General features: G+C 69.9%; 19 protein-coding genes. 12 read left to right on the forward strand and 7 right to left on the reverse strand.

The window, feature by feature from the left end; all coding sequences use genetic code 11:
• Positions 1-60 precede the first annotated feature (60 nt).
• Together ACFVX9_RS13960 and ACFVX9_RS13965 are read right to left on the reverse strand one after the other, a co-directional pair.
• Complete coding sequence (locus tag ACFVX9_RS13960) at positions 61-4,950, reverse strand: glycosyl hydrolase family 18 protein (protein ID WP_387981774.1); 4,890 nt, start codon at positions 4,948-4,950, stop codon at positions 61-63.
• 911 nt (positions 4,951-5,861) lie between these two features.
• On the reverse strand, positions 5,862-6,086 hold the full coding sequence (locus tag ACFVX9_RS13965) for a hypothetical protein (RefSeq protein WP_387981775.1): 225 nt from the start codon (positions 6,084-6,086) through the stop codon (positions 5,862-5,864).
• A gap of 798 nt (positions 6,087-6,884) precedes the next feature.
• On the opposite strand from ACFVX9_RS13965, the gene ACFVX9_RS13970 reads away from it, so the two are divergent.
• Positions 6,885-9,785, forward strand: coding sequence for a glycoside hydrolase family 3 C-terminal domain-containing protein (locus ACFVX9_RS13970; protein WP_387981776.1), 2,901 nt, complete (start codon positions 6,885-6,887; stop codon positions 9,783-9,785).
• A 65-nt stretch (positions 9,786-9,850) separates the two neighbouring features.
• On the opposite strand, the gene ACFVX9_RS13975 is transcribed toward ACFVX9_RS13970, so the two are convergent.
• The 3 genes from ACFVX9_RS13975 to ACFVX9_RS13985 all read right to left on the reverse strand — a co-directional run bounded on the left by ACFVX9_RS13975 (position 9,851) and on the right by ACFVX9_RS13985 (position 12,663).
• Positions 9,851-10,645, reverse strand: a complete 795-nt coding sequence (locus ACFVX9_RS13975) for an SGNH/GDSL hydrolase family protein (protein WP_387981778.1) — start codon at positions 10,643-10,645, stop codon at positions 9,851-9,853.
• A 75-nt stretch (positions 10,646-10,720) separates the two neighbouring features.
• Positions 10,721-11,911: an alpha/beta hydrolase gene (locus tag ACFVX9_RS13980; RefSeq protein WP_380560922.1), complete on the reverse strand. Its 1,191-nt coding sequence runs from the start codon at positions 11,909-11,911 to the stop codon at positions 10,721-10,723.
• Entirely contained in the window at positions 11,908-12,663 is a 756-nt protein-coding gene (locus tag ACFVX9_RS13985; RefSeq protein ID WP_380423540.1) for a DUF2993 domain-containing protein, read from the reverse strand. Before ACFVX9_RS13985 ends, ACFVX9_RS13980 begins: the two co-directional genes overlap by 4 nt.
• 429 nt (positions 12,664-13,092) lie before the next feature.
• Here ACFVX9_RS13985 and ACFVX9_RS13990 point away from each other — a divergent pair, with 429 nt between their 5' ends.
• From ACFVX9_RS13990 to ACFVX9_RS14015, 6 genes are all read left to right on the forward strand, one after another.
• On the forward strand, positions 13,093-13,779 hold the full coding sequence (locus ACFVX9_RS13990) for a response regulator transcription factor (protein ID WP_380368524.1): 687 nt from the start codon (positions 13,093-13,095) through the stop codon (positions 13,777-13,779).
• The gene (locus ACFVX9_RS13995; RefSeq protein WP_380368522.1) at positions 13,776-15,149 is read left to right on the forward strand and encodes a histidine kinase dimerization/phospho-acceptor domain-containing protein; all 1,374 of its coding nucleotides are present in this window, start codon (positions 13,776-13,778) and stop codon (positions 15,147-15,149) included. The genes ACFVX9_RS13990 and ACFVX9_RS13995 overlap by 4 nt, the downstream gene beginning before the upstream one ends.
• Positions 15,150-15,399: 250 nt before the next feature.
• Positions 15,400-16,047, forward strand: coding sequence for a hypothetical protein (locus ACFVX9_RS14000; RefSeq protein WP_387981781.1), 648 nt, complete (start codon positions 15,400-15,402; stop codon positions 16,045-16,047).
• Positions 16,044-16,940 (forward strand): DUF692 domain-containing protein, encoded by an 897-nt coding sequence (locus ACFVX9_RS14005; RefSeq protein WP_387981783.1) that lies wholly within the window; start codon positions 16,044-16,046, stop codon positions 16,938-16,940. The genes ACFVX9_RS14000 and ACFVX9_RS14005 overlap by 4 nt, the downstream gene beginning before the upstream one ends.
• A 1-nt stretch (position 16,941) precedes the next feature.
• Positions 16,942-17,715, forward strand: coding sequence for a putative DNA-binding domain-containing protein (locus ACFVX9_RS14010; protein WP_387981784.1), 774 nt, complete (start codon positions 16,942-16,944; stop codon positions 17,713-17,715).
• Complete coding sequence (locus ACFVX9_RS14015; protein ID WP_380481272.1) at positions 17,712-19,031, forward strand: ferritin-like protein; 1,320 nt, start codon at positions 17,712-17,714, stop codon at positions 19,029-19,031. The genes ACFVX9_RS14010 and ACFVX9_RS14015 overlap by 4 nt, the downstream gene beginning before the upstream one ends.
• A 56-nt stretch (positions 19,032-19,087) precedes the next feature.
• Here the strand turns inward: ACFVX9_RS14015 and ACFVX9_RS14020 are convergent, their stop codons facing one another.
• On the reverse strand, positions 19,088-19,600 hold the full coding sequence (locus tag ACFVX9_RS14020; RefSeq protein WP_387981787.1) for a hypothetical protein: 513 nt from the start codon (positions 19,598-19,600) through the stop codon (positions 19,088-19,090).
• A 171-nt stretch (positions 19,601-19,771) separates the two neighbouring features.
• On the opposite strand from ACFVX9_RS14020, the gene ACFVX9_RS14025 reads away from it, so the two are divergent.
• The gene (locus tag ACFVX9_RS14025; protein WP_387981788.1) at positions 19,772-20,620 is read left to right on the forward strand and encodes an IS5 family transposase; all 849 of its coding nucleotides are present in this window, start codon (positions 19,772-19,774) and stop codon (positions 20,618-20,620) included.
• Here ACFVX9_RS14025 and ACFVX9_RS14030 read toward each other — a convergent pair.
• The gene (locus tag ACFVX9_RS14030; protein WP_387981790.1) at positions 20,617-21,258 is read right to left on the reverse strand and encodes a hypothetical protein; all 642 of its coding nucleotides are present in this window, start codon (positions 21,256-21,258) and stop codon (positions 20,617-20,619) included. The two genes, ACFVX9_RS14025 and ACFVX9_RS14030, sit on opposite strands and share 4 nt — an antisense overlap.
• Before the next feature lie 840 nt (positions 21,259-22,098).
• Between ACFVX9_RS14030 and ACFVX9_RS14035 the strand changes: the two genes are divergently transcribed.
• The 4 genes from ACFVX9_RS14035 to ACFVX9_RS14050 all read left to right on the forward strand — a co-directional run bounded on the left by ACFVX9_RS14035 (position 22,099) and on the right by ACFVX9_RS14050 (position 24,824).
• Positions 22,099-22,830 carry an acyl-CoA dehydrogenase family protein gene (locus tag ACFVX9_RS14035; RefSeq protein ID WP_387981791.1) on the forward strand — a complete coding sequence of 244 codons (732 nt, stop codon included), beginning with the start codon at positions 22,099-22,101 and terminating at the stop codon, positions 22,828-22,830.
• A complete protein-coding gene (locus ACFVX9_RS14040) occupies positions 22,818-23,033 on the forward strand; it encodes a hypothetical protein (protein WP_387981792.1) in 216 nt (71 codons plus the stop codon). Before ACFVX9_RS14035 ends, ACFVX9_RS14040 begins: the two co-directional genes overlap by 13 nt.
• A gap of 212 nt (positions 23,034-23,245) precedes the next feature.
• Positions 23,246-23,515 (forward strand): acyl carrier protein, encoded by a 270-nt coding sequence (locus ACFVX9_RS14045; protein ID WP_380368502.1) that lies wholly within the window; start codon positions 23,246-23,248, stop codon positions 23,513-23,515.
• A complete protein-coding gene (locus ACFVX9_RS14050; protein ID WP_387981794.1) occupies positions 23,508-24,824 on the forward strand; it encodes a hypothetical protein in 1,317 nt (438 codons plus the stop codon). The genes ACFVX9_RS14045 and ACFVX9_RS14050 overlap by 8 nt, the downstream gene beginning before the upstream one ends.
• Position 24,825 lies beyond the last annotated feature (1 nt).

The following is a 24,825-nucleotide window of genomic DNA, read 5'->3' on the forward strand; positions in this document are numbered from 1 at the left end:
GCAGAGCGGCGATGCTCTGCCGGGCCCGCTGCGGTCAACTCCCGTCAGGGTGCGGGCTGGTTACGGCGTGGGGCCGAGCTTCTGCCAGGCGTCGCTCCTGCCGGGCTCGTCCGTCGCCTTGTTCCACCACTTGGCGCGCCAGTAGAAGCCGTTCCACGACACCGTCGAGGCCCAGGCGCCGTCGGGGTCCCCGGCGATGACCTTCGTACTGGAGGCGGTGGCGCTGTTGGCGGGGGCGGCGAGGTAGGCCGGGGTCCTCCACCAGTCGGTCCCGTCGGCGAAGCTGCCCAGCGCGTAGGAGCTGCCGTGCTTGGCGCCACCGGTGACCCACCGGTCCAGCATCGGCTTGCCCGCGGTGGCCTGGTCCGTGCTGAGCGGCACCAGCCGCCACCACTGGTCGACCTTCCCGTCGCAGTCCCGCACCGTGAGCGTGCCCCTGGCCGTGGTGGCGCCGAGGCACTGGTCGTGGCCGCTGGTGGCGGACTTGATGTGGTACCAGCCCTGGTCGTCCTCGCTCACCGTCCACAGCTGGTTGGCGTTGCCGGTCTGCTTCATCGACAGGTGGGCGTCGGTCCAGCTGCCGGGGTGGTCGAGGACGTTGCCGCTGTTGCGGTCCTCGATGATCCACTTGTCGCCGGTCTGCCAGAACGCGAACGAGGGGTTGGGGTTGTAGGCGTGCGCCTGCCACGGCGCGGCCTGGCACTGGGCGGCGCCGGACACCGCCGGAGGATCGACCGTCGTCACCGCACGGCGCCGGTCACCGGTGGACCCGTAGTCCTTGCCGCCGATCCTGAAGGTGACGTTCGCCGGACCGGTGACGGGCAGGTAGTACTTGACGTCGATGTCCTTCGACCTGCCCGCGGGCACGTCCTCGCAGTAGCCGAGCTTGATGGTCACCCGGTGGAAGTCGCCCTTCAGCCCGCCCGCGTTCGGCCCGGTGTGGCCGGGGACGATGCCGCTCATTTCCTTCCAGGCGCCGTCCTTCACCACCGGCGGGGCGGAGGTGGGAAGGTCGAAGGAGATTTCCGTCCCCTGGCCGAGGGCGACCTTGGAGTTGTTGGTGATCCGCAGCTTCGGCTGCATCGGCCACATGTCCCCGACGCCGGTCGGGAAGTCCACCAGCTCGGCCTTGACGTCGATCACCTGGGAGGGCAGCGGCTTGCCGCCGCCGGTGGTGTTGCCGTACGCCCCCGCGCCCTTGAGGGCGTTGTCGAGGCGGGTGGTCAGGTCGTAGCCCATGCCCCACTCGCCGTTGGAGCGCTTGGTGTAGTCGCCGGCGAGCTCCCAGATCATGGCGCCGCCGACGCCCTTGTCCGCGATGTACTTCGCCTTGGCGTCGATCGACCTGTCGTTCTCCGTGGAGAGGAACACCTTCTTGGCGTCGTTCCACAGCCACGACGACTGGAGCGGGTCGGAGTACTTCTCGGCGTAGCTGCCGGTCAGCTTGCCCGCGTCGGTGGCCGGGTCGACTCCGTAGGACTTCAGGTAGCCGGGGGTGCGGCCGTCCTGGAGGTTCTTGGTGTGCCACAGCGGGTTGGACCCGGCGCCGACCTCGCGGCCGTCCTCGGTGTCGTGCCACACGTTGTCGATGCCGGTCGCGCCGAGACCGCAGTCCTGGCCGTTGGCCGGGCCCCGGCCGCCGACGCCCTTCGGGCACTTGGACTGGTCCGCCATGGCGGAGGTGCCCCACAGGCCGTCGGTGCCGCCCTGCACGTTCTGCCAGCCGCGGGAGTAGTAGGGGATGCCGAGGTTGATGCGGCCGGGCGGGAGGGCGCCGCGGTAGTAGTGGTAGGCCCAGTCGATGTTGAAGTAGCCGTTCTTCTGGTAGTCCTTGGTGTCGGCGGCCTGGTCGTTGTAGATCCCGGCGGCGGCCAGCTCGTTGTCCTGCCCGGTGTCGTAGAGCGGGGCCTGCGGGCCGACGTACTTGTTCCAGGAGCCGTGCAGGTCGTAGCTCATGACGTTGACGAAGTCCTGGTACTGGAGCGCCTGCCCGGCGTCCAGTCCGCGCACCAGGTAGCCGGAGGCGGACCCGGCCGAGGTCAGCAGGTAGTAGCGGCCCTTGGCCGTGCCGGACTGGTCCAGCTTGGTCCGCAGGGTCTTCATCAGCGCGGTGTAGCCCTGCTGGAGGCCCTTGCGGCGCGGGTTGGAGACGTCCCAGTCGTTCGGATTGCCCGCGCTGGGCAGGGCGGTGGGGTACTCGTAGTCGATGTCGACGCCGTTGAACCCGTACCGGTCGAGGAAGTCCGTCACGGAGTCGGCGAACGCGTCGATGCCCGCCTGGTTCACCGAGCCGTCGGCGTTGGTGGCCATCGCGTAGAAGTTCCGGGTGTCCGCCCAGCCGCCGACCGAGATCAGCGTCTTCACGGCCGGGTGCTTCTTCTTGTAGGTGTTCAGCAGGTTGAAGTGCCCCTTGTACGGCAGCGACGGGTCCATGGCGTTCCGGTCGCCGTCCCAGGTCATGCCGGTGGCCGGGTTCTTCGGGTCGTTCACGTCGCCGATGCTGATGCGGTTGTCCTCGACGCGGGCGAAGGCGTAGTTGACGTGCGTCACCTTCGACCACGGGATGTTGGACGCCAGGTACGTGGGGTCTCCCTTCGTTCCTGAACGCCATCCGGTGAAGTACCCGACCGTACGACGGGTGCGGTTGTTGCCGACCCACTCCCGGCCGGCGTTGTCGTAGACGTCGCAGTAGCGGGCGGCGACGCCCGCGGTGGGCGTCATGCCCTCGGGGCGGCAGTCGCCGGAGGTGGCGGGCTTGGTGCCGCGGTCGTCCGCGGCGTCGTCGAAGGGCGAGCCGGCGTCACCGATCTCCTGCGGCTTGTCCGGGGTGAATCCGGTGGACCGCCACCGCTGTCCGGGATTGTCGGACGCGCAGTCCTTGAGGGTCAGCGTCTCGTCCGGGCCACCGGCCGTCAGACACAGGCCGCCGTTGCGCAGGCGCGTCCATCCGCCCCCCGCGTCCTCGGTCTGCCAGACCTGGTCCGCACCGCCGCCGTCGTCCTTGGCCAGGCGTGCCTCGTGCCGACCGGTGTCATGGGCCAGTACCGGCCCGCCGTCCAGGGCGCTGACGACCTGCCACCCCTCAGGCGTGGCCCGGGTCCACCACTTTTGCGCGGCGTTGCCCTTGGCGGCGAGTGCCTTCACACGGGTTCCCGGCGCCGGGTTCGCGTTGTCCACGTCGGCGACTAGGTCGTCCTTGGCGGTCCTGAGAGGGCCGGCCCGGTCGATGGGCAGCGGGCGCGGGGTGATCTTGACGGTCGAGGTGTCGACCCGCCACAGCTGGGTGGCGGCCACAGGTCCCTCGGTGACGCACGGCCAGAGCGTACCCCAGGTCCCCTTGCGGGTCAGGCACCACTTTCCGCCCTCGGTCGTGATCCGGAAGGCCAGTTCGTCCCTCTTCTGGCGTTCGAGCGTCCACAGTCGGGGTGTGTCGGAGACCGAGGCCCACTGCCACGAGCTGCCACCGTCCCCTTGCAGGTACTGCCCGCTGCCGTTCTGGATGGTGGTCTCCAGCTTCCCACCGGGCGCAGGCAGTTCACCGTTGATGTACCACCGGCCGAGCTGACTGTCGTCCGGACCGGTGGAGACCCACTTGGAATCGGATCCGTCCCGCTGGAGCACGCCCGTGTTGCCCGCGATCGGGCTCAGCGGAACCTGGTCGATCCTGACCGTCTGCCGCTTCCCGACGCCGTCGACCCCCCGGCCGGGAGTCCCGGCACAGGTGAACGTCCTACGACGCCCCGGCTTCTCGACGTCCGCGGCGGCGAAGGCCGTCAGGCAGACCGCGAGGGCCCGCTGCCCGTACGCGTTGGGGTGAATGGCTTCCTGCTTGTCCCCCTGGGAGCCCCACAGCCAGCCCTTGGACGCGTCGAACTGGTAGGGGACCCAGCGGACCCACTCGGCGTCCGACTCCGGCAGCGGCTTGGCACGCGAGTTGCTGCTCGTGGCCTGTTTGGCGTTCTGGTTGCACAGTTCGTGCCCGGCGAACGCGTCCTCCACGTTCAGCAGGGACGCCCCGGTTTCGAACGACGCGGTGCTCAGTACGGTGGCGAGGCCCGGTATGAGTACGTCGCGGGCCCAGTCCGCATCGGCGTTGCGGAAGGGGCATCCCCCGGCCGTGTAGCGGATGGAGTCGTCGTACCGCATCTGCGAGCTGCGGGGCAGCGGATTCGGATACGTGCTCAGCACGAGTTCGTAGTCCTCGCTCGTGTACCCGGCGTCCGTCATGACGGAGCGGATCTTCCGCAGGGCGTTGCTGACGTTCTCCCTGGTCTGCTCCAGTTTCTGGTCCAGCGCCGAGTTCGGGGAACCGGGGTTGCAGGTGCTGCCGACCACCCCCACCCAGTAGCGCTTGACGCAGTCTTGGACGATGTCGGAGAAGCCCAGGTCGTTCCCGCCGATGGACACCACGATCATCCTGATGTCGTTGTCCTTCGCCAGCCGTGCGAGCTGCTCGGCCTGCGGCGCCTCGCCCTGGTACTTCTCCGAGATGATGTGCTCGGTCCTGGCCCCTGAGCAGGCGATGTTGAAATGGCGTTCCCCGGGGATGCCGGCGAACACGGCGCTCGTGAGGGGTGAGATGTCCGAACGGTCGCAGCGGTTGCCGCCGTCGTAGGACGTGTCGCCGTAGACGCAGTCCTTGCCGTCCGGGCAGTCCGTCTTGCGGTCGGTGCCCCACGAGTCGCCGCCGGAAGAGGTGTTGGCGTTGCCCGCCCACCGGCCGCCCTCACCGGAGATGTAGCTGTCGCCCATCGAGACGACGGCGGGCAGCTTTGTCTGTCCACACTGCTCGGTCAGGGCTGCCAGGGCCACCCGCAGCAGGTTGCCGGGATCACAGACCTGGCGCGGGGCAGGCTGATTGTTGACGTTGTTCCGGAACTGCACCGGGTAGTGGTCGGAGGTGTTCTCGAACGTGATGCGGAAACCGGTGTACTGATGGCCCTGTGGCATCCCCTTGGCCACCATGTAGTCGAGCTCGGAAACCGGCGCTTTGACAGGATAGGTCGGCAGATCGGAGCGGACCAGCTCGCTGCCCGCAGGCAGGGCGGGAAGCGATTCGGGAGTGCGGTTGAAATCCCCCATCACCGCCCAGTGGCCTCCCGACACGCGATCAACCTCGGCGAGTACATCGGGAACATTGTTCACCTGTCCCCTGCCCGTGCGATTTGTCGCGTGCATGCTGTAAATCCAGGTGCCGTCCCGGAGCTTGAGGCCCAGAGTCGGCTTCGGGTTGTCGCCCGGCCCCACCGGCGCGATCACACGCACCTCCGTAACCTCGTCCTGGGCCTGGTTTACGACGAAAGCGAGCGCCCGGTTATTGTTGTCCGCTTCCACCTTGTAGATGACACAGGGGCGCCCACCCACCTGGTCCGTACAGTTGGTCCAGTTGAGTCGCCTCACGGCGTACCCGTTGCTCTGAGTCACAGCACCCACAGCTGCACCGGCCGCAGGTTCCGCCTCGGCGAGATCTTCGTCCCTCACCTCCTGCAGGGCAAGAAACTCGACCTTCCTCGCGATCGGATAGATCCCGTGACTCCACCGATCCGTCGAATTATTCATATTGAACGTCGCCATCGAATGGTCGCTCGCCGCCGCCACGGCCGATTGCGAGAAGGAAACCACCGAAAGAAGGCCGGAAAGCAAGGCCACTAGCACGGCAAAGGCAACTATTCGTCCCCTTCCCTGTCCAGCAGCTACACCTCGCCGCGAGGACACCTCGCGCACACCATGAACAATCAACAATCCACTGCTCCTTGCCGCTCCCTGGGCCTCCGCGCCTCCGCCCCTGCGGACTGGCCACTGCTTGACCGGCCGATCCCACTGCATGGCCGTAGACAAGCGATGAACAGACTGTCAACGACTCACCGGGTGCTTCCCAGTAGCTGCGCGCCGTCCGGCGCGGTGGTCGCCTCCTGCATCACGATGACGTCGGCGTTGGGCATCAGGGCTTTGACCTCGCCCCATTTGTTGCCGCCCTGCATGTTGAAGGTGACGGCGCGCAGCTGCGGGTCGGTCAGCGCCATGGCGGGTGCAGGGGTCAATAGCGTGATCAGCGATCCCAGCAGGCCGGCCAGTGTGGCCGCCACCACGGACCGTCTCCAACGCCCCGGCGGACCGGCGAATGGGGAGAGTGAGGGCGATATGCCCATGAGAATCCTTACTTGCTCACGACGCGCACCGGCCTCAAAACAGCGGCCGATCGGCCTGAACTATTCATGATGATTCGTCAACGCACAATAAGATGCGTTTCCCTTGACGAAGGCTCCACGACTGCTCAGCGACACAGAACAGTGCGAAGCGCCCAGTCCCATGACCGTGAAGCCGGAGCATGACTCGCCGAGGCGACAACCGGACCCGGGAACAGAAAAGGCCGACTCCACCAACGGGATCCGCGACCACCAGGCTGGCCGCAGCTGGTAGACAACCGATGAACACCGCTTCTGGCCGCATCTGGTCGATGAACTGCAGGTACCGGGCCGCGTGCAGGGTGCTCTCCGTCGACGCGGACGCGGTCGGAGCGCCCAGCGCGGACATCGATGTGAACGCCAGGAACGCGGCCATGCCTATGGCAATCCGTACTGGCCAGCGCCTGGGGGCGCACCAACGGTATTTTCACTGATCGCACCTCGACTTTCTTCCGCATCACAGGCCGCGGACAAGCTGGGGGCGACGTGTTGACAGCGGATAGACGACGCGTCAACGACGACCGGGCCGACGCCGCCCGCGCCCTACCTGCGCCCCTCGGTGACTGTCTGCGCCCCTCGGTGCCTCCGACGCGCCCTTGCGCGCTACCTGCCGGTAAGTGTTAATGCGCCGTAAATTTGACTGGCCGTCACATTTCCCGGCCCTCCCGGCTCGGCCCGCCTTCGTCGAAAGGTGCTGCCATGCGGCGTATCTCCTCGTGGACGCGAATACTCCGTTTCGGGCTCAGCGGCTGCCTCCTGGCGGCCGCCTCCGGCTCCGGCATGTGCCCAGCGGTCGCCGGACCGGGCGGTCCGCAGCCGCACGGCGGGCGGTCTCAGGACGGGTGGTCGCAAGGCGGGCCGTCGCAAGGCGGGCCGTCGCCGGAGCAGAGGGTCGAAGCGCTCCTCGGCCAGCTGACCACCGACGAGAAGGCGACGCTGCTGCAGGGGGTCGCCGCACCGAACGGGGTGTACGCGGTCGGCTACGTCCGGGGCGTGCCGCGGCTGGGCATCCCGCCGCTGCTGCTGTCCGACGGCCCGGCCGGCGTACGGGACGGGCAACCGGCGACGGCGATGCCGGCACCGGTGTCGCTGGCCGCCGCCTTCGACCCGGGGCTCGCCGCCACCTACGGCGCGGTGCTGGGCCGCGAGGCCCGGGCGCGCGGCTACCAGGTGCTGTACGCGCCGATGGTGAACCTCGTGCGCGTGCCGCAGGGCGGGCGGAACTTCGAGACGCTGGGCGAGGACCCGTTCCTCGCCGGGCGGGTCGCGGCGGCGGAGGTCCGCGGCATACAGGCGCAGGGGGTCGCGGCGCAGGTGAAGCACTTCGCGGCGAACAACCAGGAGAACAACCGGCAGTCGTACAGCTCCGAGGTGGACGAGCGGACGCTGGCCGAGATCGAGCTGCCCGCCTTCCGGGCGGCCGTCCGGGACGGCCGGGCCTGGTCGGCGATGTGCGGCTACAACCCGGTCAACAGCATCTGGGCGTGCGAGAACTTCCCGCTGCTGCGGGACGTGCTGAAGGGCCGCTGGGGGTTCGACGGGGTGGTCGGCTCCGACTACCCGGCCACCCACTCCTCGGTGAACGCCGCGGCGGGCGGGCTGGACCAGGAGTTCGGCGGTACGACGTACTTCGCCGACCTGACCGCCGCCGTGGCCGACGGGCGGCTCGCCCCGGCCGTCCTGGACGACCAGGTGCGGCGGGTGCTCCGGCTGATGGTCCGGACCGGGGCGCTGGACGGCGGCCAGCCGCCCGCCGCCGACCCCGCCGCCGGCGCGCGCGACGCCCGGGCGGCGGCTGCCGCCGGGACGGTGCTGCTGCGCAACCAGGGGGCGGTGCTGCCGCTGGACGCCGCCCACCTGTCGTCCGTCGCGGTGATCGGCCCGTGGGCCGACCACGCCTACACCGGCGGCTACGGCTCCTCGCACGTCGCCCCCTACCCCGACCAGGTCGTGACGCCGCGCCAGGGCATCGCCGCCCGGGCCGGTGCGGGCGTCTCGGTGCGCTACCACCCGGGCGACGACGCGGCCGCGGCCGCCTCGGTGGCCGCCGGGGCGGACGTCGCGGTGGTGGTGGTCGGCGACGAGGAGACCGAGGGCGCGGACCGGGGCTCGCTCGACCTCGCCCCGGCGGACGACGCGCTGATCCGCGCCGTCGCCCGGGCCAACCCGCGGACGGTGGTGGTGCTCAACACCGGCGGGCCGGTCACCATGCCGTGGCTGGACGCGGTGCCGGCGGTGGTCGAGGCCTGGTACCCGGGCGAGCAGAGCGGCGCCGCGCTCGCCGACGTGCTGTTCGGCGACGTCGATCCGGCGGGGCGGCTGCCCGTCACCTTCCCGACCTCGGCGGCGGCCACGCCGATCCGGGACGCCTCCCAGTACCCCGGCACGGACGGTGCCTACCACTACACCGAGCAGCTCGCGGTCGGGTACCGCTGGTACGACGCGACCGCCACCGCCCCGCTGTTCCCCTTCGGCCACGGCCTCTCGTACACCACCTTCGGCTACAGCAACCTCACCGTGACCGGCCCGGACGCCGCCGGCCGGGTGCGGGTCGGCTTCGACCTCGCCAACCAGGGGGCCCGGACCGGCACCGAGGTGCCGCAGCTGTATGTCTCCTTCCCGTCCGCGGCCGGCGAGCCGCCGCAGCAGCTCAAGGCCTTCGACAAGGTCACGTTGGCGCCCGGCCGTTCGACGCACGTGGAACTGCCGCTGGACCGCTCCTCCTTCGCGCTCTGGGATCCCGGCGTGCACGGCTGGCAGGTGCCCGGCGGGCGGTACGGCCTGATGGTCGGCTCCTCCTCGCGCGCGCCGAAGCTGCAGGGCACGGTGGACGTCCCTGCCTCGCCGGCCGTCTCCACCTGGTCCGGGCGGATCACCGGCGCCGACGGGTCCTGTCTGGACGCGGCCGCCGCCGCCGCGGACGGCAACGAGGCGGTACGGCTGGCCGGCTGCGCGGGCACGGCGGCCCAGGACGCCGCGGTCGGCTCGGACGGCACCGTCCGTGCCCTCGACGGCTGCCTGACCCCGGCGGGCCCGGACGACGGCGCCGCCGTCCGGCTGCGGGACTGCACCGCAGGCGCCGACCAGGTGTGGCGCCCGGGCCCGGACTCCTCGCTCCTCCACCCGGAATCCGGCCGCTGCCTCGCGGCCGCCGGCGGCCGGCTGCTGCTGCGGACCTGCTCGGGGGGCGCCGAGCAGAGCTGGGCCACCCCCCGCCCGAGCGGCCGGGTGACCGGCATCGCCGGGCAGTGCGTGGACCTCATCCGCGCCGACACGGCCAACGGCACCGCCGTCCAGCTCTACCGCTGCAACTCCACCGGCGCCCAGGACTGGACCGTCGGGCAGGACGGCTCCCTGCGGGCCCTCGGCAAGTGCCTGGACGTCACCAACGGCTGGACCGCCGCCGGGACACCCGCCCAGCTCTACGACTGCAACGGCACCGGCGCCCAGCGCTGGCAGCCACGCCCGGACGGCACCCTCCTCAACCCGGCCTCCGGCCGCTGCCTCGACGCCCGCGACGGCAGCGGCGCCGACTGGACCAGGCTGCAGATCTGGGACTGCCACGGCGGCCCCAACCAGCGCTGGACCCTCCCGTCCTGACACCTGCCGTCGGCGCAGGCGCCCGCCGCCCGCCGCCGTCCGATGGCCGCGGCGGCGGGGCTGCGTCAGTCGTTTGCTTCCAGAGCCGGGAGGTAGGCGCCGGCCTGGCCGGCGGCGGTCGGGTGGAAGGACTGTCCGATCGGCCAGTTCAGGGCGTGCAGCCAGGGAGCGGGGTCGCAGAGCTGGTGGCCGGCGAACCGGCTGGTCACATCCGCGTAGGCGAAGTTCGGGTACTTGGCGGCCTCGCTCTGGATGACGCTGTTCAGGACGTCGGCGCCGTCGTTGAGGGCAGAACGCCTGGCCGGGCTGATCCCCGGGCAGAGGGGGGCGCCGGAGTCGTAGAAGCGGGGGTAGCCGAGGATCACCACGTGGGCGTTGGCGGCGCGGGAGCGGATGGCGCCGTAGACGGTGTCGAGTTCGTCGGGGAGTTGGGTGCGGGCGGTGTTCTCTGCGGAGGAGACGGCGCTGAGGCAGGCGGCGTCGCTGCCGAGCAAGCAGGAGGCCAGTACGTCGCGCAGGCCGACGTCGTTGCCGCCGATGGTCATGCTGACCAAGGTGGTGCCGGAAGTGAGCGGGGCGAGTTGGTTGTTCACGACGTCGGTGGTGGTGGCGCCGCCGCAGGCCTGGAAGTCGAAGGTGGCCGGTGAGGTGGACTGGGCGTAGAGGTACGGGTACGCGTTGGTGCTCTGGTTGCAGCTGTTGAGGTACGTGCTGGATGATCCGCCGCCCGCGGAGTAGGAGTCGCCGAGGGCCACGTAGTTGACGGTGGCGGCGTGGGCGGTGCCGGTGGTGGCGGCGAGTGCGGTGGTCGTCAGGGTGAGGAGCGCGGCCGCGAGGGTTGCGGGGCGGGTTCGGCTCATCGGTTGCCTCCTTGGTGGGACGGCTGGTGTGTCAGTGGGGCTGTTCGGCGTTGCGGCGCGGTGCCCGGGACGCGGTCAGGAGTGCTGACCGAGGAAGTCGGCGAGCTCCTTGTCGTACTGGGCGGGGTCGGCGTTCCAGGAGCCGGTGTGGCCGGCCCCGGGGACGGTGACGAGTCGGACCTTGTCCGGCCAGTCGCGGGCGAATCGGGCGCTGCTGGCGTACGGGACGAGTGTGTCGGCGGTGCCGTGGAAGAGCAGCACGGGCTGTCCGGGGCCGCCGTTGCGCCGGTTCGCCGCCAGGGTGTCGACCTGGTCGAGGTCCACTCCGGCTTGGATCTGGATGAAGGGGGCCGTGAGGTCGGCGATGGGGAACGGGAATCCGAGGCCGGTGGCGATCGTGTCGATGGCCGCCCGGTAGTCGAGTGCGGGTGAGTCGAGGACGACTGAGCGGACCGCGCTGGTGTCCTGGGCGCGCTGCAGGTAGTTCTCGACGATTGCGCCGCCCATGGAGAACCCGTAGAGCACCACACCGGAGGCTCCGTGGGCGCGGGCGTAGCGGACGGCGGCGTCGAGGTCGCGCCATTCCGTGTTGCCGAGTTGTCGGTTGCCGTTGGAGTCGCGGGGTGCTCCGGGGTCGTTGCGGTAGGTGATGTCGAGGATCGGGTAGCCGAGGTCGTGCAGTTCGGGCATCGTCCGCAGGCCCGCGCTGCGGCCGGCGCCGAGCCCGTGGACCTGGATGACCCAGGTGCTGCGCGAGCCCGGGAGGTACCAGGCGGGCATCGGGCCCAGGTCGCCGGGGTAGCTGACGTCCTGGTGGTCCAGCCCCACCGCTCGGCGCGGGTCCGAGTTCCACACGGTGACGATGATCTTCGCCTTGGCGCCGACGGCGGGTGGGGTGGTGGCCTGGAGTTCGCGGGTGACGGTCTTGCTGTCCGAGGCGAGGATGCGGCCGAGTTCTCCCGAGCGCCGCTGCGCGGATCCGCTGTCCTGCCAGACCAGGCCGTAGGTGCCGGCGTAGCGGCTCTCGTCGGTGGCGGGAAGGGTCACCGTCGCGGTCCCCACGGCGATGACGCGGGTGTTCAGCGGGGTGTCGTCGGTGGGGTGCAGCAACTTGCCGGTCAGTAGCCACAGCGCGCCGGACGCCGCCGTGAGAGTGAGGACGAGCAGGCCCGTGACGGCGACGACGATGCGTCGGCGCAGGCGGGTACGGCGGCTGGACGGTGGTGTCGTGGGGTCGGTCATCGCCGGGGTCGGTTCCTGGTTCATGGCTGCTTCAGCGTGGTGGGGCCGGAGGCCAGGGTGAGGGCGAGTCCGGTCGGTGTGACGGTGAGTGAGACGGGCTTGAGGGACAGGGGGTAGTCGGCTTGTTGTTTCCGCGCGGTGAGCTTGGTGTTGATCTGGTCGAGCTGGGGACCGGTGATCGTTCGGCCGAGGAACTGCAGGCTGGTGGCGGTGATGGTGACCCGGTCGCCGGCCAGGGCGGGCTTCAGCGTCAACTGGCCCATGCCACCCGGGCCCAGGGCGAGCAGGAGGGTGCCGGTGGCGGGGTCGGTCCGGGTGCTGCTGACGGGAACGCCCTGGCCCGAGTCGCGGATCGTTTCCGCCAGGGAGTCGGCGGGGATCGTGACGGTGGCTCGGACGTCGGACGCCGTCGCGGGCTCGGCCAAGTGGAGGTCGTCGAGCGTGATGCGGACCGAGGCGCCCGTGAGTGGGCCGAGGTGGGCGTTGTCCGCGCCGAGCGTGACGTGATCCAGGTGCCGGTCGAGGACCGTGAGCAGCGCCGGGCCGGCGCCGGTGTCGACCGTCACGCGGGTGGCGAGCGCCTTTCCCATGCGGTCGGCGATCCGGCTCTCCAGGACGTGCCGGGTGACGGCCTCGCCGCCCCCGGCGAGGGCCAGCACGACGGCCACGGGCAGGACGACGGCGCGGGTGATCCGGCCTCGCCGGGTGGTCGGGCGGCGGAGGCGGCCCAGCCGCGTGGTGGCGGTTCGGGCCGGCTCGGGACGGGTGGTCATCATTGTCCTGCTGTCGTCGTCGGGGCGTCGGAGGGGGGCGGGCGGCCCGGTGCGGTCCCGGCGGCGTCCTGTGGTCGGCCGTTGTCCTGGGGACGGGGCGCGACCGGTGTGCGTGAGCAGCACGACGACCGCGACGATCAGGAGGGCCGCAACACAGACGCCGAGCAGCGCGAGGGATCTGGAGCCCGTGAGCACGACTGCTCTCCCTTGTCCTGACCCCGCGGGTCGGCGAGGTCGGAAGCATCCTGTCGCCGTTGTGCAAGGCGAAGGTTCGGCCTGTGTTCGGGCCGTGTAAGGATCGCCGTCGGTCCGCCGGACGGTGACGGTCCGCGGGTTAGCATCGGTGCAGTTCGAAGCCGTGGCACGCGCGACTGGCCAAGCAGCCGCGAGATGGGTGCCGCGGCGCAGGGAGACTGCGGTGACACCGGACAGATGACACAGAGCAAGGGCCTTGTACTGGTGGTGGAGGACGAGCGCCACATCGCCGACCTCCAGCGCCTGTACCTCACCCGCGAGGGCTTCGGCGTCCACACCGAGGCCGACGGCACCGCCGGGTTGGCTGCCGTGGCACGGCTGCGGCCGGTGGCGATCGTTCTCGACATCGGGCTGCCCGGGCTGGACGGCACGGACTTCTGCCGCCGGCTGCGCGCCGCCGACGACTGGACGCCCGTCATCCTGGTCACCGCCCGGGACGAGGAGGCCGACCGGATCCTCGGCCTGGAGATCGGCGCCGACGACTACCTCACCAAACCGTTCTCGCCCCGCGAGCTGGTCGCCCGCGTCAAGGCTGTGCTGCGCCGCACCGCCGGCCCACCGGTCTCGGCCGTCCTGGGCACCAGCCGACTGCGCCTGGACCCCGGCCGCCGCACGGTGCTCTGCGACGGTGAACCGCTGGAGCTGACCACCACCGAGTTCAACCTGCTCGCCCACCTGCTGGCCCGGCCCGGTCAGGTCTTCAGCCGCGAGCAGCTCCGCGCCCAGGTCTGGGGGCAGGCCGACTACGGCGACAGCCGGGTCGTCGACGTCTACGTCTCGCAGCTGCGCGCCAAGCTCGGCGACGCCAGCCCGATCCGCACCGTGCGGGGGATCGGCTACAGCGCCCAGGAGCCGGACCGGTGAGGCGCCTGCGCGCGGGCTCACTCACCGGCAGCCTGGTCCTGCTCGCCACCGTGGTGGCAGCCACCGCCGTGCTACTGGCGGGGGTCGCGGCCTGGCAGACCGCCTTCTCCAACGCCGAGTCCCAGTACCGGGAGCGCCTGTCCCGGCAGGCCACCGTGCTCAGCCTCGCTCCCAACCTGTCCGTGCTGCTCCTCGACCAGACCCAGCGGCTGACCGGGGCCACCGGCGTCCTGGTCGCCGTCGTCGCTCCCGACGGACACGTGGACGGCCCCGCGGCGAAGGCCGTCGCCCCGGCCGACCGGGACGCGCTGCTCGCCGGACGGACGCTCTCCGCCACGGCCTCGCTCGGCGACCAGCGCGTACTCGTCCAGGGACACCCGGCAAGCAACGGCGGCGCTGTCGTGCTGACCCAGCCGTTCACCGAGGTCGATGCGGCGGCCAGCCGGATGCGCGGCAGCCTGACGCTCCCCCTGGTCGCGGGCCTGGTCGGAGCCGCCCTCGCCGGAGCCCTGCTGGCCCGCCGCATCGCCCGCCCCCTGGTCGCGGCGGCCGGTGTCGCCCACCGACTCGCCGCAGGTGAACGCGGCCTGCGCTGCGAGGCCGACGGCCCCACCGAGGCCCGTGACGTCGCCCAGGCCCTGAACGCACTGGGCGCCGCCCTCGAACGCAGCGAACAGCGCCAGCGCGACTTCCTGACCTCGATCTCCCACGAGATCCGTACCCCCCTCACCGCACTCCAGGGCTACGCCGAGGCCCTCACCGACAGGGTCGTCGAACCCGGGCAGCAGGCCCAGGTCGGCCAGATCCTCCTGACCGAGACCAAACGCCTGGACCGCTTCGTCTCCGACCTGCTCGAACTCGCACGCCTGGACGCCGACGACTTCCCCATCACCCGCGAACCCACCGACCTCACCGCCCTCGTCCGTGAGACCGCGCAAGCCTGGGACCAGAGGGTCCGACAGAGCGAACTCCACCTGCGGGTGGAAACGGCCGGGGAACCCGTGATCACGGTCACCGACGGATTCCGGGTCCGCCAGCTGCTCGACGGCCTGATCGGCAACGCCGTGCGGATCTCGCCGCCCGGCGCCCCCGTGGTGCTGGCCCTGCGCCGAACGGACAGCGGCGACACCGAGCTACAGGTCCGCGACGGCGGCCCCGGCCTGACCGACGAAGACATCCGGGTTGCCTTCGAACCCGGCGCCCTGCACTCCCGCTATGCGGGCACCCGCCCCGGCGGCACCGGCCTCGGCCTGGCCATCACCCGTCGCCTCACCGACCGGCTCGGCGCCACCATCACCGTCCACGGCCACGGCCCCGAGGGCGGCGCCTGCTTCACCGTCGCCCTCGGCACCATCCCGCTCGATGCGTAGCCGCCCGCGCAGCACCCCGGACCAGAGCCGCGTCCGAACCGCCTGCCCCGAGCAGCGCCCGGGGCTCGCTTCGAAGGAATAATTCGCACACTACTCATATGGCGCTATCCAGCCCTCCTCCGACTGTGATGACCTTGGCGACTGTGGCGCGCGTCACATCGTGTGACATCGCGCCACATCACATCGCGTCACATCGCGGCGGAATCGCACCGCCGTGGGTGCCCGACCCAAGGCGATCGAGGAGGTACTCGTGAGTGGCAGGGAGAACGGTGGCAGGAGGGCCGACGGTGACGGCTTCCCGGATCTGGGACCCGAGGAGCTGGCGGAGATCGAGCGCGTGATCCTCGGCGGCGACGACGGGATCGCGCTGCGGCACGCCGCGCACGAGGCCGGCGGGCCGCGCGTGTCCGCGGCCGACCTGCAGAAGGCCCTTGAGCTCCACGTGTGCATGGGCCTGAACGCCTGCCGGAACCACGACATCGACGAGAAGGCGCCGATGGCGGGCATGGGAGCCTGTGCCACCGTCCTGCACGTGTGCCACGGCGCCAACGAGTGCCGCGGGCAGGGCGGGTGCGGCTACACCGGCCCCGACGCGGAACTCGCCAAGCCGGGCGACCAGGCCTGTCGGCAGAACGGCAGCTGCGCGAGCCCGATCAACGTCAGCCGGGTGTTCGCGGGCGGCCCGCTGAAGGGCAAGAGCGTCTGGAAGCTCGCCCGCCAGCTGTTCGAGGCCCGGATGTACGCCGCCGGCCTCCCGTTCGGCCCGTCCCCGGGCGAGGGCTACCCGGACGACCTGGTCCCGCCGTACGAAGTGAACGAGGCCGAGCGGAGGAAGAAGAGGCTCGACCGGAGCAAGCCGCAGGTGCTCCCGCTGCCGTCGGACGAGGCGAACGCGTGACGCAGCGTCACCATGGCGAGCGGGCCGACCGGGTGTCCCGCTTCGACCTGCCGAACCTGGGGTTCGGTGTCGGCCTGCGCAGCCCGCACCACCGGTACGTACTGGACCACCTCGGCGATGAGCTGGGCGCCGAGTGGCTGGAGATCATCTCCGAGAACCACCTCGACTCCCACGGCCACCCGCGTCACGTACTGGACCGGGTCGCCGAGCGGCACTCCCTGGTCATGCACGGGGTGTCGCTGTCGATCGGCAGCGTGGAGCCCCTGGACTTCGACTACCTGAGGAGGCTCCGGCAGCTGGCCGACGCGGTGGGCGCCGCCTGGGTGTCGGACCACGTGTGCTTCACCGGGGTCGCCGGGCTCAACACCCACGACCTGCTGCCGGTCCCCTTCACCGAGGCCGCGCTGACCCATCTGGTGCGACGGGTCAGGACCGTGCAGGACTTCCTGGAGCGCCCGCTGGTGCTGGAGAACCCCAGCACCTACGTGGGCTTCACCGCATCGACCATGCCGGAGGAGGAGTTCGTCGCACGGCTGGCGACCGAGGCCGACTGCGGGCTCCTGCTCGACGTCAACAACGTCTACGTGTCGGCCGTCAACCACGACACCGATCCGCGCGCATACCTCGGAGCACTCCCGCACGACCGGGTCGTGCAGATCCATCTGGCCGGTCACACCGACGCGGGCACACATCTGATCGACACCCATGACGGACCGGTCGCACCGGCCGTGTGGGAGCTGTACGACGCGGCGATCGCGCTGACCGGGCCCGTGTCCACCCTGCTGGAGTGGGACGACCGCCTGCCGCCCTTCCCCGAGCTGGTCGCGGAACTCGACAAGGCGCGCCGGCGGGCCCTCGATCCGACCAACGTCCCCGTCGCGACGGGAGTCTGACATGTCGACGGTCGAAGGGGCGCCGGCGCACCTGGCCGAACTCCAGCACTGGCTGCAGGCCGCCGTCCTCCACGCCACCGGCCCGGACCAGGAGGGCGGCGCGGCCGCCGACCAGGTGCTCACACCGTCCGGCCGGCTCACCGCCGGCGAGCGGCTGGACATCTACCGCCGCGGTTACCGGCTGCGCCTGCTGGCCTGCCTGCGCTCCTGCTTCCCCGCGTTGCGCCGACTCCTGGGGCCGGAGGCCTTCGACGCGCTCGCCACCGAGTACCTGAGCACCTGCCCGCCCCGCAGCTGGACCCTGGAGCACTTCGCCGACGGCTTCGCGTCACACCTCGCGACCACCAGGCCCGACCTCGACCCACCGGGCCGCGACGTCGACCCCTGGGTCCAGCTGATCGTCGAACTCGCAGGATACGAACGGGCTTTCGTCGAGGTGTACGACGCCGATCCGGCCCGCGCGTGCCGCGTGCTGGCCTGTCGGCACCCCGTGCACCGCTACGCGGCCGCGGTGGCCCGCGGCGAGGACCCGCAGCCGCCGGCCGCACGCCCCGTACTCCTGGCGCTGCGCCGCCGGGACCACGGCGTCCACGTCACGGAGCTGACCGAGGACGTCCGGCGCACGCTCCTAGCCTCCTCGAACACCGCGTACTCAGGCCGCCCCGACCGGGCCGGTCCGCCATCCGCACCGCCCGCACTGCCCGCACTGCCCACACCGCCCGCACCGCCCACACCGCGCCCAGAGCGCCCGGAACCGAACGGAGCCGAGGTATGACGACCGACGCCACCAAGCCCGCCACCCGCCGCCTTCCCGACATCCCCTTCGCGGTCACCCCGATCGGCACGATCAAGGCCGATCGACCGATCGAGGACATCGACACCTTGCTCGACCACCTGTACCAGGCGGCCCAGGTCGAGCTGTCAACCGTCCCGATGTACCTGTACGCGGCCTACTCCATCGGGACCAAGGGCCACAGCCAGTGGGACCCGGGAATCTCCGCCCAGCGCACGATCATCAGCATCGCGATCGAGGAGATGCTGCACCTGTGCCTGGTGCGCAACCTGATCATCGCGCTCGGCGGAGCGGACCGGATCGTCTTCTACGACCCGGACTTCATCACCAGGTACCCGAGCCTGATGCTCCATCGGACTCCGCCGCTGACCCTCCACCTGGAGCCGTGCAGCAAGGATCTGATGAACCGGGTGTTCCTGCCGCTGGAACTGCCCGCCGAGAAGGGCGCCAAGCCGCAACCGGACGCGTACAACACGCTCGGCCAGTTCTACAAGGCGATCGAAGTCGGCCTCAAGCACCTGACCGAGGCCGACCCGGACGACGTGTGGAAGTACGCGAAGGCGAACGCCCCCTGGCAGTACGAGAGCGCGTACTGGAACCACGACGGCGGCGGCGAACCCGTGGTCATCACCGACCTCCACACCGCCGAGACCGCTCTGAAGATGGTGGTCGAGCAGGGCGAGGGCGTGGACCCGAAGAAGGCCACCGTCCCGATCGACCCGGTCAACCCGCGCCCCGGCCTCGACGAGCTCTCGCACTACGCGAAGTTCAAGAGGATCGAACAGGGCATCGAGGTCACCGGGCAGGTCCGCAACGTCCCCAGCGATCCCCGGGCGAAGGGCTTCTCCGGACCGGCCGCAGGCCTGGCCGTCCTCTTCAACGCCGCCTACTGCTACACCCTGGCCATGCTCGACAAGCTCTACGACGTCCAGTCGAACTTCAACCCGAACCAGCGGAACACCCGCTACCACCTGGAGCGCACCTTCATCGCCTCGATGAGTGGTGTGCTCTACCCCATCGCGGAACTCCTCATGACGACCCCGGGCAGCGACGACCCCGCCTGGGACGGGACCTGTGCCGCTCCCACCTTCGAGTACTACGACTTCGCCGCCGAGCAGAAGGCGAAGGGGCACCGGACCATGAAGGAGCACCTGCTCTGGCTCTGCGAGACCGCCGTCGTCGACTTCCCCGAACTCGGCGGTGACAACAGCGTCCACTGGCTCCTGAAGAACCTGCCCAGCGTGGATGACATCCCCTCGGATCCCCCCGCCAGCCGCCCGCGCCCGATGCCCAACTGACGGACCGCGACCGGCGCCCCGGCACGCCCGCTTCGCGACTCGGTGACGTGAGCCGCTCAGCGCAGGCCGGCCACGACGTCCCTGGCACGGGACAGTGCTTCCGGCTCCTCGTGGAGAGTACGTGTGACGAGGGATACCCCTTGGGCCATTGCCTGGGGTGTGCTCCTGCCGTTGAGGGCCATCAGGACCTTGAGCCTGAGGTCGAGGAACTCCTGTGCGCGGCGGCGGCAACCGGAGATCACGTCGTCCAGGCCGCCCTGGAGGTCGAACTCCCGGGCGAGGTGTTCCAGTCGGCGCAGGACGGCCGTCTTGTGTTCCCAGAGGAGGTGGAACTGCCGGTAGTCGATGAGGTGGTCTCCCGCCTCGACGGCCTTCAGATGGCGTAGGAACCTGCCATGGACCTCGAACCCCGACGAGACGGTGAAGTCGGGCGGTTGGGCCTCGGGCTTCGGTGGGGACCACCACCAGTACTCGGTACCGGCGCGGAAGATGTCCAGCTCGGGTGCCTCCAGGTAGCTCGACAGCTCGGTCCACAGCCGCCCGGGATCGAACGCCGGGCGCGTCCGCACACGCTGGAGGAGCTGGACGGGGTAGCGGATCGCGGCGAAGTCGGAGTTCGGTGCCGTCAGAGGGTGTTCGATAGGGGATTCCCCCCAACTGTCCGGCTTTGGCTCTTGCGGCATGGACTCGGTTCCAGGATCTCGTAGCGGCAGGGCCCGTGTCCGCGATATTCATCAAACGTGACGGAACGACGCAGGTATCCCTCGGACCTGAAGGACGATCAGTGGGAGCTCATCGAGCCTGTGCTGGTGGAGTGGCGACGAACCCGCGCCGAAGGGCGTGAGCCCACGACAGCGCTGCGTGAGGTGGTGAACGCGATCCTCTACGTCGCACGCACCGGCATCGCCTGGCGCTACTTGCCGCACGACTTCCCGCCCCACACCACCGTCTACGGCTACTTCAAGGAGTGGGAACGCGACGGCACCACCGAGCGGATCCACGACACGCTCCGTGACCAGCTGCGGGCGAAGAAGGGCCGCCGGATCCTGCCGAGCGCCGCGATCGTCGACGCCCAGTCGGTGAAGGCATCGCCGAACGCCCCGGCCGACAGCCAGGGCTGGGACGGCGGGAAGCGGGTCAAGGGCCGCAAGCGCCATATCGCCACCGACACCCTTGGCCTGATCCTGGTCCTTATCGTCACCGCCGCGGGCGTACAGGACTCCGCGGGCGGTAAGCAGGTCCTGGACGCCCTCGCCGCCCAGTGGCCCACCGTGACCAAGGTGTGGGTGGACGCCGGCTACAACAACGCCGTCGTCAGGCACGGCGACGACCTCGACATAGATGTCGAGGTCGTCGCTCGGGACAAGGAGCAGAAGGGCTTCGTCGTGCAGCCGATCCGCTGGCGCGTGGAGCAGACCTTCGGGATCATGTCCCGGTATCGACGGCTTCACCGCGACTATGAGGAACTGCCGGACCGGTCACGCTCGATGATCCAGTGGGCCATGGTGAACTCCATGACCAACCGTCTGACAGCCAGCCCGGACAGAACCGGGCAATACCTCCGCCCGAAACCCCTCGCGGCAGCCTAAATCGGTATCGAACACCCTCTCAGGGACAGCGCTCGTTCGAAGGCTTCCTCGAAAGCCCGGTAGCCGAACTCCAGGGTCTGGAACCGCTGGCTTCCGGGCCGTCCGATCGCACCGCCGAAGCCGACGACGCGGAGCTGCTCCGACCGGTCGTCGTAGCCGTGGACGAGAAGCTCATGGACGAAGGGACGCGGCTCCCCCCGCAGGAAGGAGTCGTCCACGAAGACGATGACGTGCCGGCCGGAGTCGATACAGCTTCGGAGGAACGCAACGATGCGGCCGATGCGCCCGGCGGCCGCGCGGTCCAGTGTCCGGGTGTGCAGGACTTCCCGACAGGTCAGTGAGCTGTGGAAGTCCAGGTGTGGCGCCTTCTGTTGGGAGTCGGAACCCATGGCATAGAGCTGGATGTACTGCGAGTAGAACCATGGCCTCATGGCCTCGTCCGCGAGGATCACGCAGAGCGGTAACGCGCCGGCCAGATAGGTGTTGTGATCACTTTGGAGGACGGTCGGGAGTTCGTTCTTTCCTGGCACTGTCGTTGTCACCACCGGATCCGGGACGAAGAACCACTCGGTACCTGCTGCTGGGGCGTGCCTGCCCGTGCGCCGTTCCGGGTCGGGCGGTGGACGGCGCACGGGCATGGCGACGGACCCCTCGCCGTTCGTCCGCTCGGCCCTGGGGCCGTCATGCCCCGGCCCGGGCCGTCGCGGTGGCGTCCGCCAGCCGGGTAGCAGCTTCGGCCGGTGGGGGACGGCCGTTGCCGGGATGCCTGAGCTGGCGGTTCAGTCGGTCAGGGGGCAGCTCCTGCTGGACGCGCTCGGAAGAGCGAGATAAATGGTCCATACCAAAATGGTCCATACCAATGGGAACTTAAACGCTTTAGCAGGCTGGCCATCACAAGTTCATTCGCGCAACGGGAGGTTGGCGGTGTCTTCGCGGCGCGTCCGGCGTCCAGGGGGTGCGGGCGGCTGCGGGCACCTCGGCGAGGGGCCTGCCGGCATCCCGGCGACCACCGTCTGAGCTGCTGATCTTCGGTGGACCGAGATCCGGGCCGGCGGACGGTGGGGCGGCTTGCCACGGGTTTCGGCCTGGGCGATTCCGGAGGAGGAAGGCGGATCCGGGCCTCGGACCGGCACTTCGGGGAAGGTGTGTGAAGCTCGTAGCCCTGGTTGAAAAGGTGGTTGACATATCCTCGACCACTGTCCTTGTATGGGGCGGGCACAGACCGATGACGCAGGAGCTCCGGCATCCACGAGGGATCCGCCGGAGCCGCATGGGCGGGCCGACGCAGATAGCTCCAGGGGGGGGCTGCGTCGAGCATTCGGTCGTTTCGAATCGATGACATGCCTTCTCCGCGGTCGGCGGGAAGGCGAGCCGAGGCCGTGCGATATCAGGCCTGGATCGATGCCATACCGTCCGCGGACTCGCCGGTGCACCCAGTGCACCGGCGTCCGGCGATGTGAATGAACGGGGTGGATGAGATGAGAAGCAGAACATCAGCGGCTGCCTGCCGGAAGGCCCGCGCTGTACTTCCGGATATCCGGGCTCAAGCTGCCGGGACGGACGACTCCGCCCGGTTCCCGGAGGAGGCTGTCGGGCTCTTGCGGGCGAACGGCCTGATGGGACTTCTCGTACCCGAGGAGTACGGCGGACTGGGAGGAGATCTCGGCGACCTCGTGGCCGTGGCGGGCCTGCTGGCGTCGGGCTGCTCCTCGACGGCGATGATCTGGGCGATGCACTGCCAGCAGGTCGACTGCATCGTGCGCTTCGGCTCGGCGCGGCTGCGGGACGAGCTGCTTCCGCGGCTGGCGTCGGGAGAGGTGTACCTCGCGTCGGTGACCACCGAGCCGGGCAAGGGCGGACACCTGCTCAGCGGGCGAGCCGCCCTGAACGGGGCGGGGGAGCAGCTGGGATTCGAGCGTGAGGCGCCGATCGTCACCGGCGGCGCCCATGCCGAGGGATTCCTGGTGACCATGTGCGAGTCGCCCGACGCCGCCGACCACCGGGTCACCCTGTGCTACGCCGACCGGCACCAGCTTTCCGTGGCCCCCTCGGGCGCCTGGAACACCTTGGGGATGCGGGGTACCGAGAGCCGGGGGATGAAGCTGGCGGGTACGGTGCCTGCCTGGCAGGTCGTGGGGAGTCCGGGCGACTTCAGGACCGTCGCCGTGGAGAGCATGATCCCGGCCGGGCACCTGGCGTGGGCCGTCTGACCGACCTGGTGGCCGAGCGGATCGCACGGGCCAGGATCGATGTCGAACTCGTCGCCGCCTATCTCGGCACCGTCCGGGACGAGATCCTGGCACGTCGGCGAGAGGGGTCGTCACTGAGCGGGACGGCGACCCAGATCCATCTCAACAATCTCAAAGTCGTCTCCTCGGAACTGACGTTCAGGGCCGCGGATCGCCTGCTCTAGATCGCCGGGCTGTTCGAGGGCTACAGCCGGGATGCCGGAATCCCTCTTGAGCGGAACTTCCGCGATCTTCGGTCGGCGCGCCTGAATTTCAACAACGACCGCCTGCTCACCATGAACGGGGCGCTCGCGCTACTCGATCGCGATGTCACCGTCCTGCCCGCTGACCTGATGTCCGTCATCGACTCGACCGTTGACGACGAGGACGGTCCGCGATGACTTGGCCGGCGGAATTCGAGGAAATTCTCCGTCGGCACCTGCCGATGGCCGACGGGCCGGTCTCGGCAGACGAATTGCTGGCGGACCTGGGTCTGGACTCCCTTGCCATGGTGAATCTGGTGATGGATCTGGAGGAAGGGATGGGCATCTCCGTACCGGACGAGCGGCTCGTTTCCGAAACGTTCAAAACGGCAGGTGCGGTCTGGGCGGCCGTCGCCGACCTGCCGGTCAATTCAGATGCGAGCGGAGGGCGCCATCATGCCTGAATCCCTGTTCAAGCGGGAAGCGAATTCGGCTTCGGCCGTGAATGATTCGGCACTCACCGAGTGCCGTGATCAGGTCATCGCCTCGCTGACCCGATACACGGAGCACGGGCCGACCACCGGCACGACCTGCTACGTCTGGCCGTCATCGGAGTGTCCGGTCGGCTGCGGGCACTGCAACTACGCCGCACCGATGTCACTAAATCGGTTAAGCAGGTACAGCGTCGCCCGGGATCCGGCTCCGGTCCTGAAGCTGATGAACGGCATGGGACTGTGGAAGGCCGTGCTGTCCGGTGGTGGCGAGCCCATGGTCGAGCCGGAGTTCTGCGAGCGGTTCGTCCATGAGGTCGACTCACCCGGTCTCGAGGAGATCGAGCTCATCACCAGCGCGCATTTCGCCGCGGACGAGGACGAGACCGGTCGGCGGGTGCGCAGCCTGGTGGACGCATGGCGCACCCGGCCCGCGCACCTGGCCAGGGCGAACTTCACCATCCGCATCAGTCTCGACTGGTTCCACGCCCAGCGGATCGGCGTCGAGCCGGCAGCCAGGGTCATCCGCCTGCTCGGTGAGGACGGCCTACGGGACGTCGGCTGCTACGTCAGATCCGTTCTCCTCGGCGGTGATTCGACCACCGAGAAGCTCGCGGCGGCGCTCGGCGGAGAGCTCACCGAGATGGACGACTACCAGCGGAGGATTCATCTGCCGGACGGGCGGACAGTCCTCGTCTATTTCAAGAACCTGATCGTCGAAGGCCGGATGAACCAACGGAAGCTGTCCCGGTTGCCGGTCAGCCTTCCCGAGCAGTCCCTGGCCGAGGTGTTCGGCCGGCGGTTCGAGACCGAGCAGGGCAAGAGTGTGCCGGCTCGCACCTACAACGGCCCGCAGGTCCGCCACTTGGAGGGGCTGGCGTGCCTCATCGAGGACGACGGAAGGGTTCGCATCCTGGAAGGAAACGACCCGCACCGATGCCCCAACGTCCGTCGGACGGACGACTGGGAACAGGCCATCGAGTACCTCTACGCCGATCCGCTGACGGTGTACCTGGTCGACAACGGTCCCCAGGACCTGGCGAGGCTCCTGGCCGACGAGTTCCCGGACTCGCTCCGGATGGCCGCCGACACCAACCAGCTCTACCACCTGACCGAGCTCCTTCTGGCCGAACCCGACCGGCGGCTCTACGCGACCCTGCGCGCACTGGAGATCCACCTGGCCGAGGGAAGGGTCACGGCCGATCGCGAGACGGTCGAGCGCGCCTGGGCGTTGTTCTCGGCACGCTCCGAGCAGCGTCCCCCCGGAACCGGGCGGGACTGAC

The organism is Kitasatospora sp. NPDC058243, assembly GCF_042882025.1.
In the GTDB taxonomy this organism is placed as follows: Bacteria; Actinomycetota; Actinomycetes; order Streptomycetales; family Streptomycetaceae; genus Kitasatospora.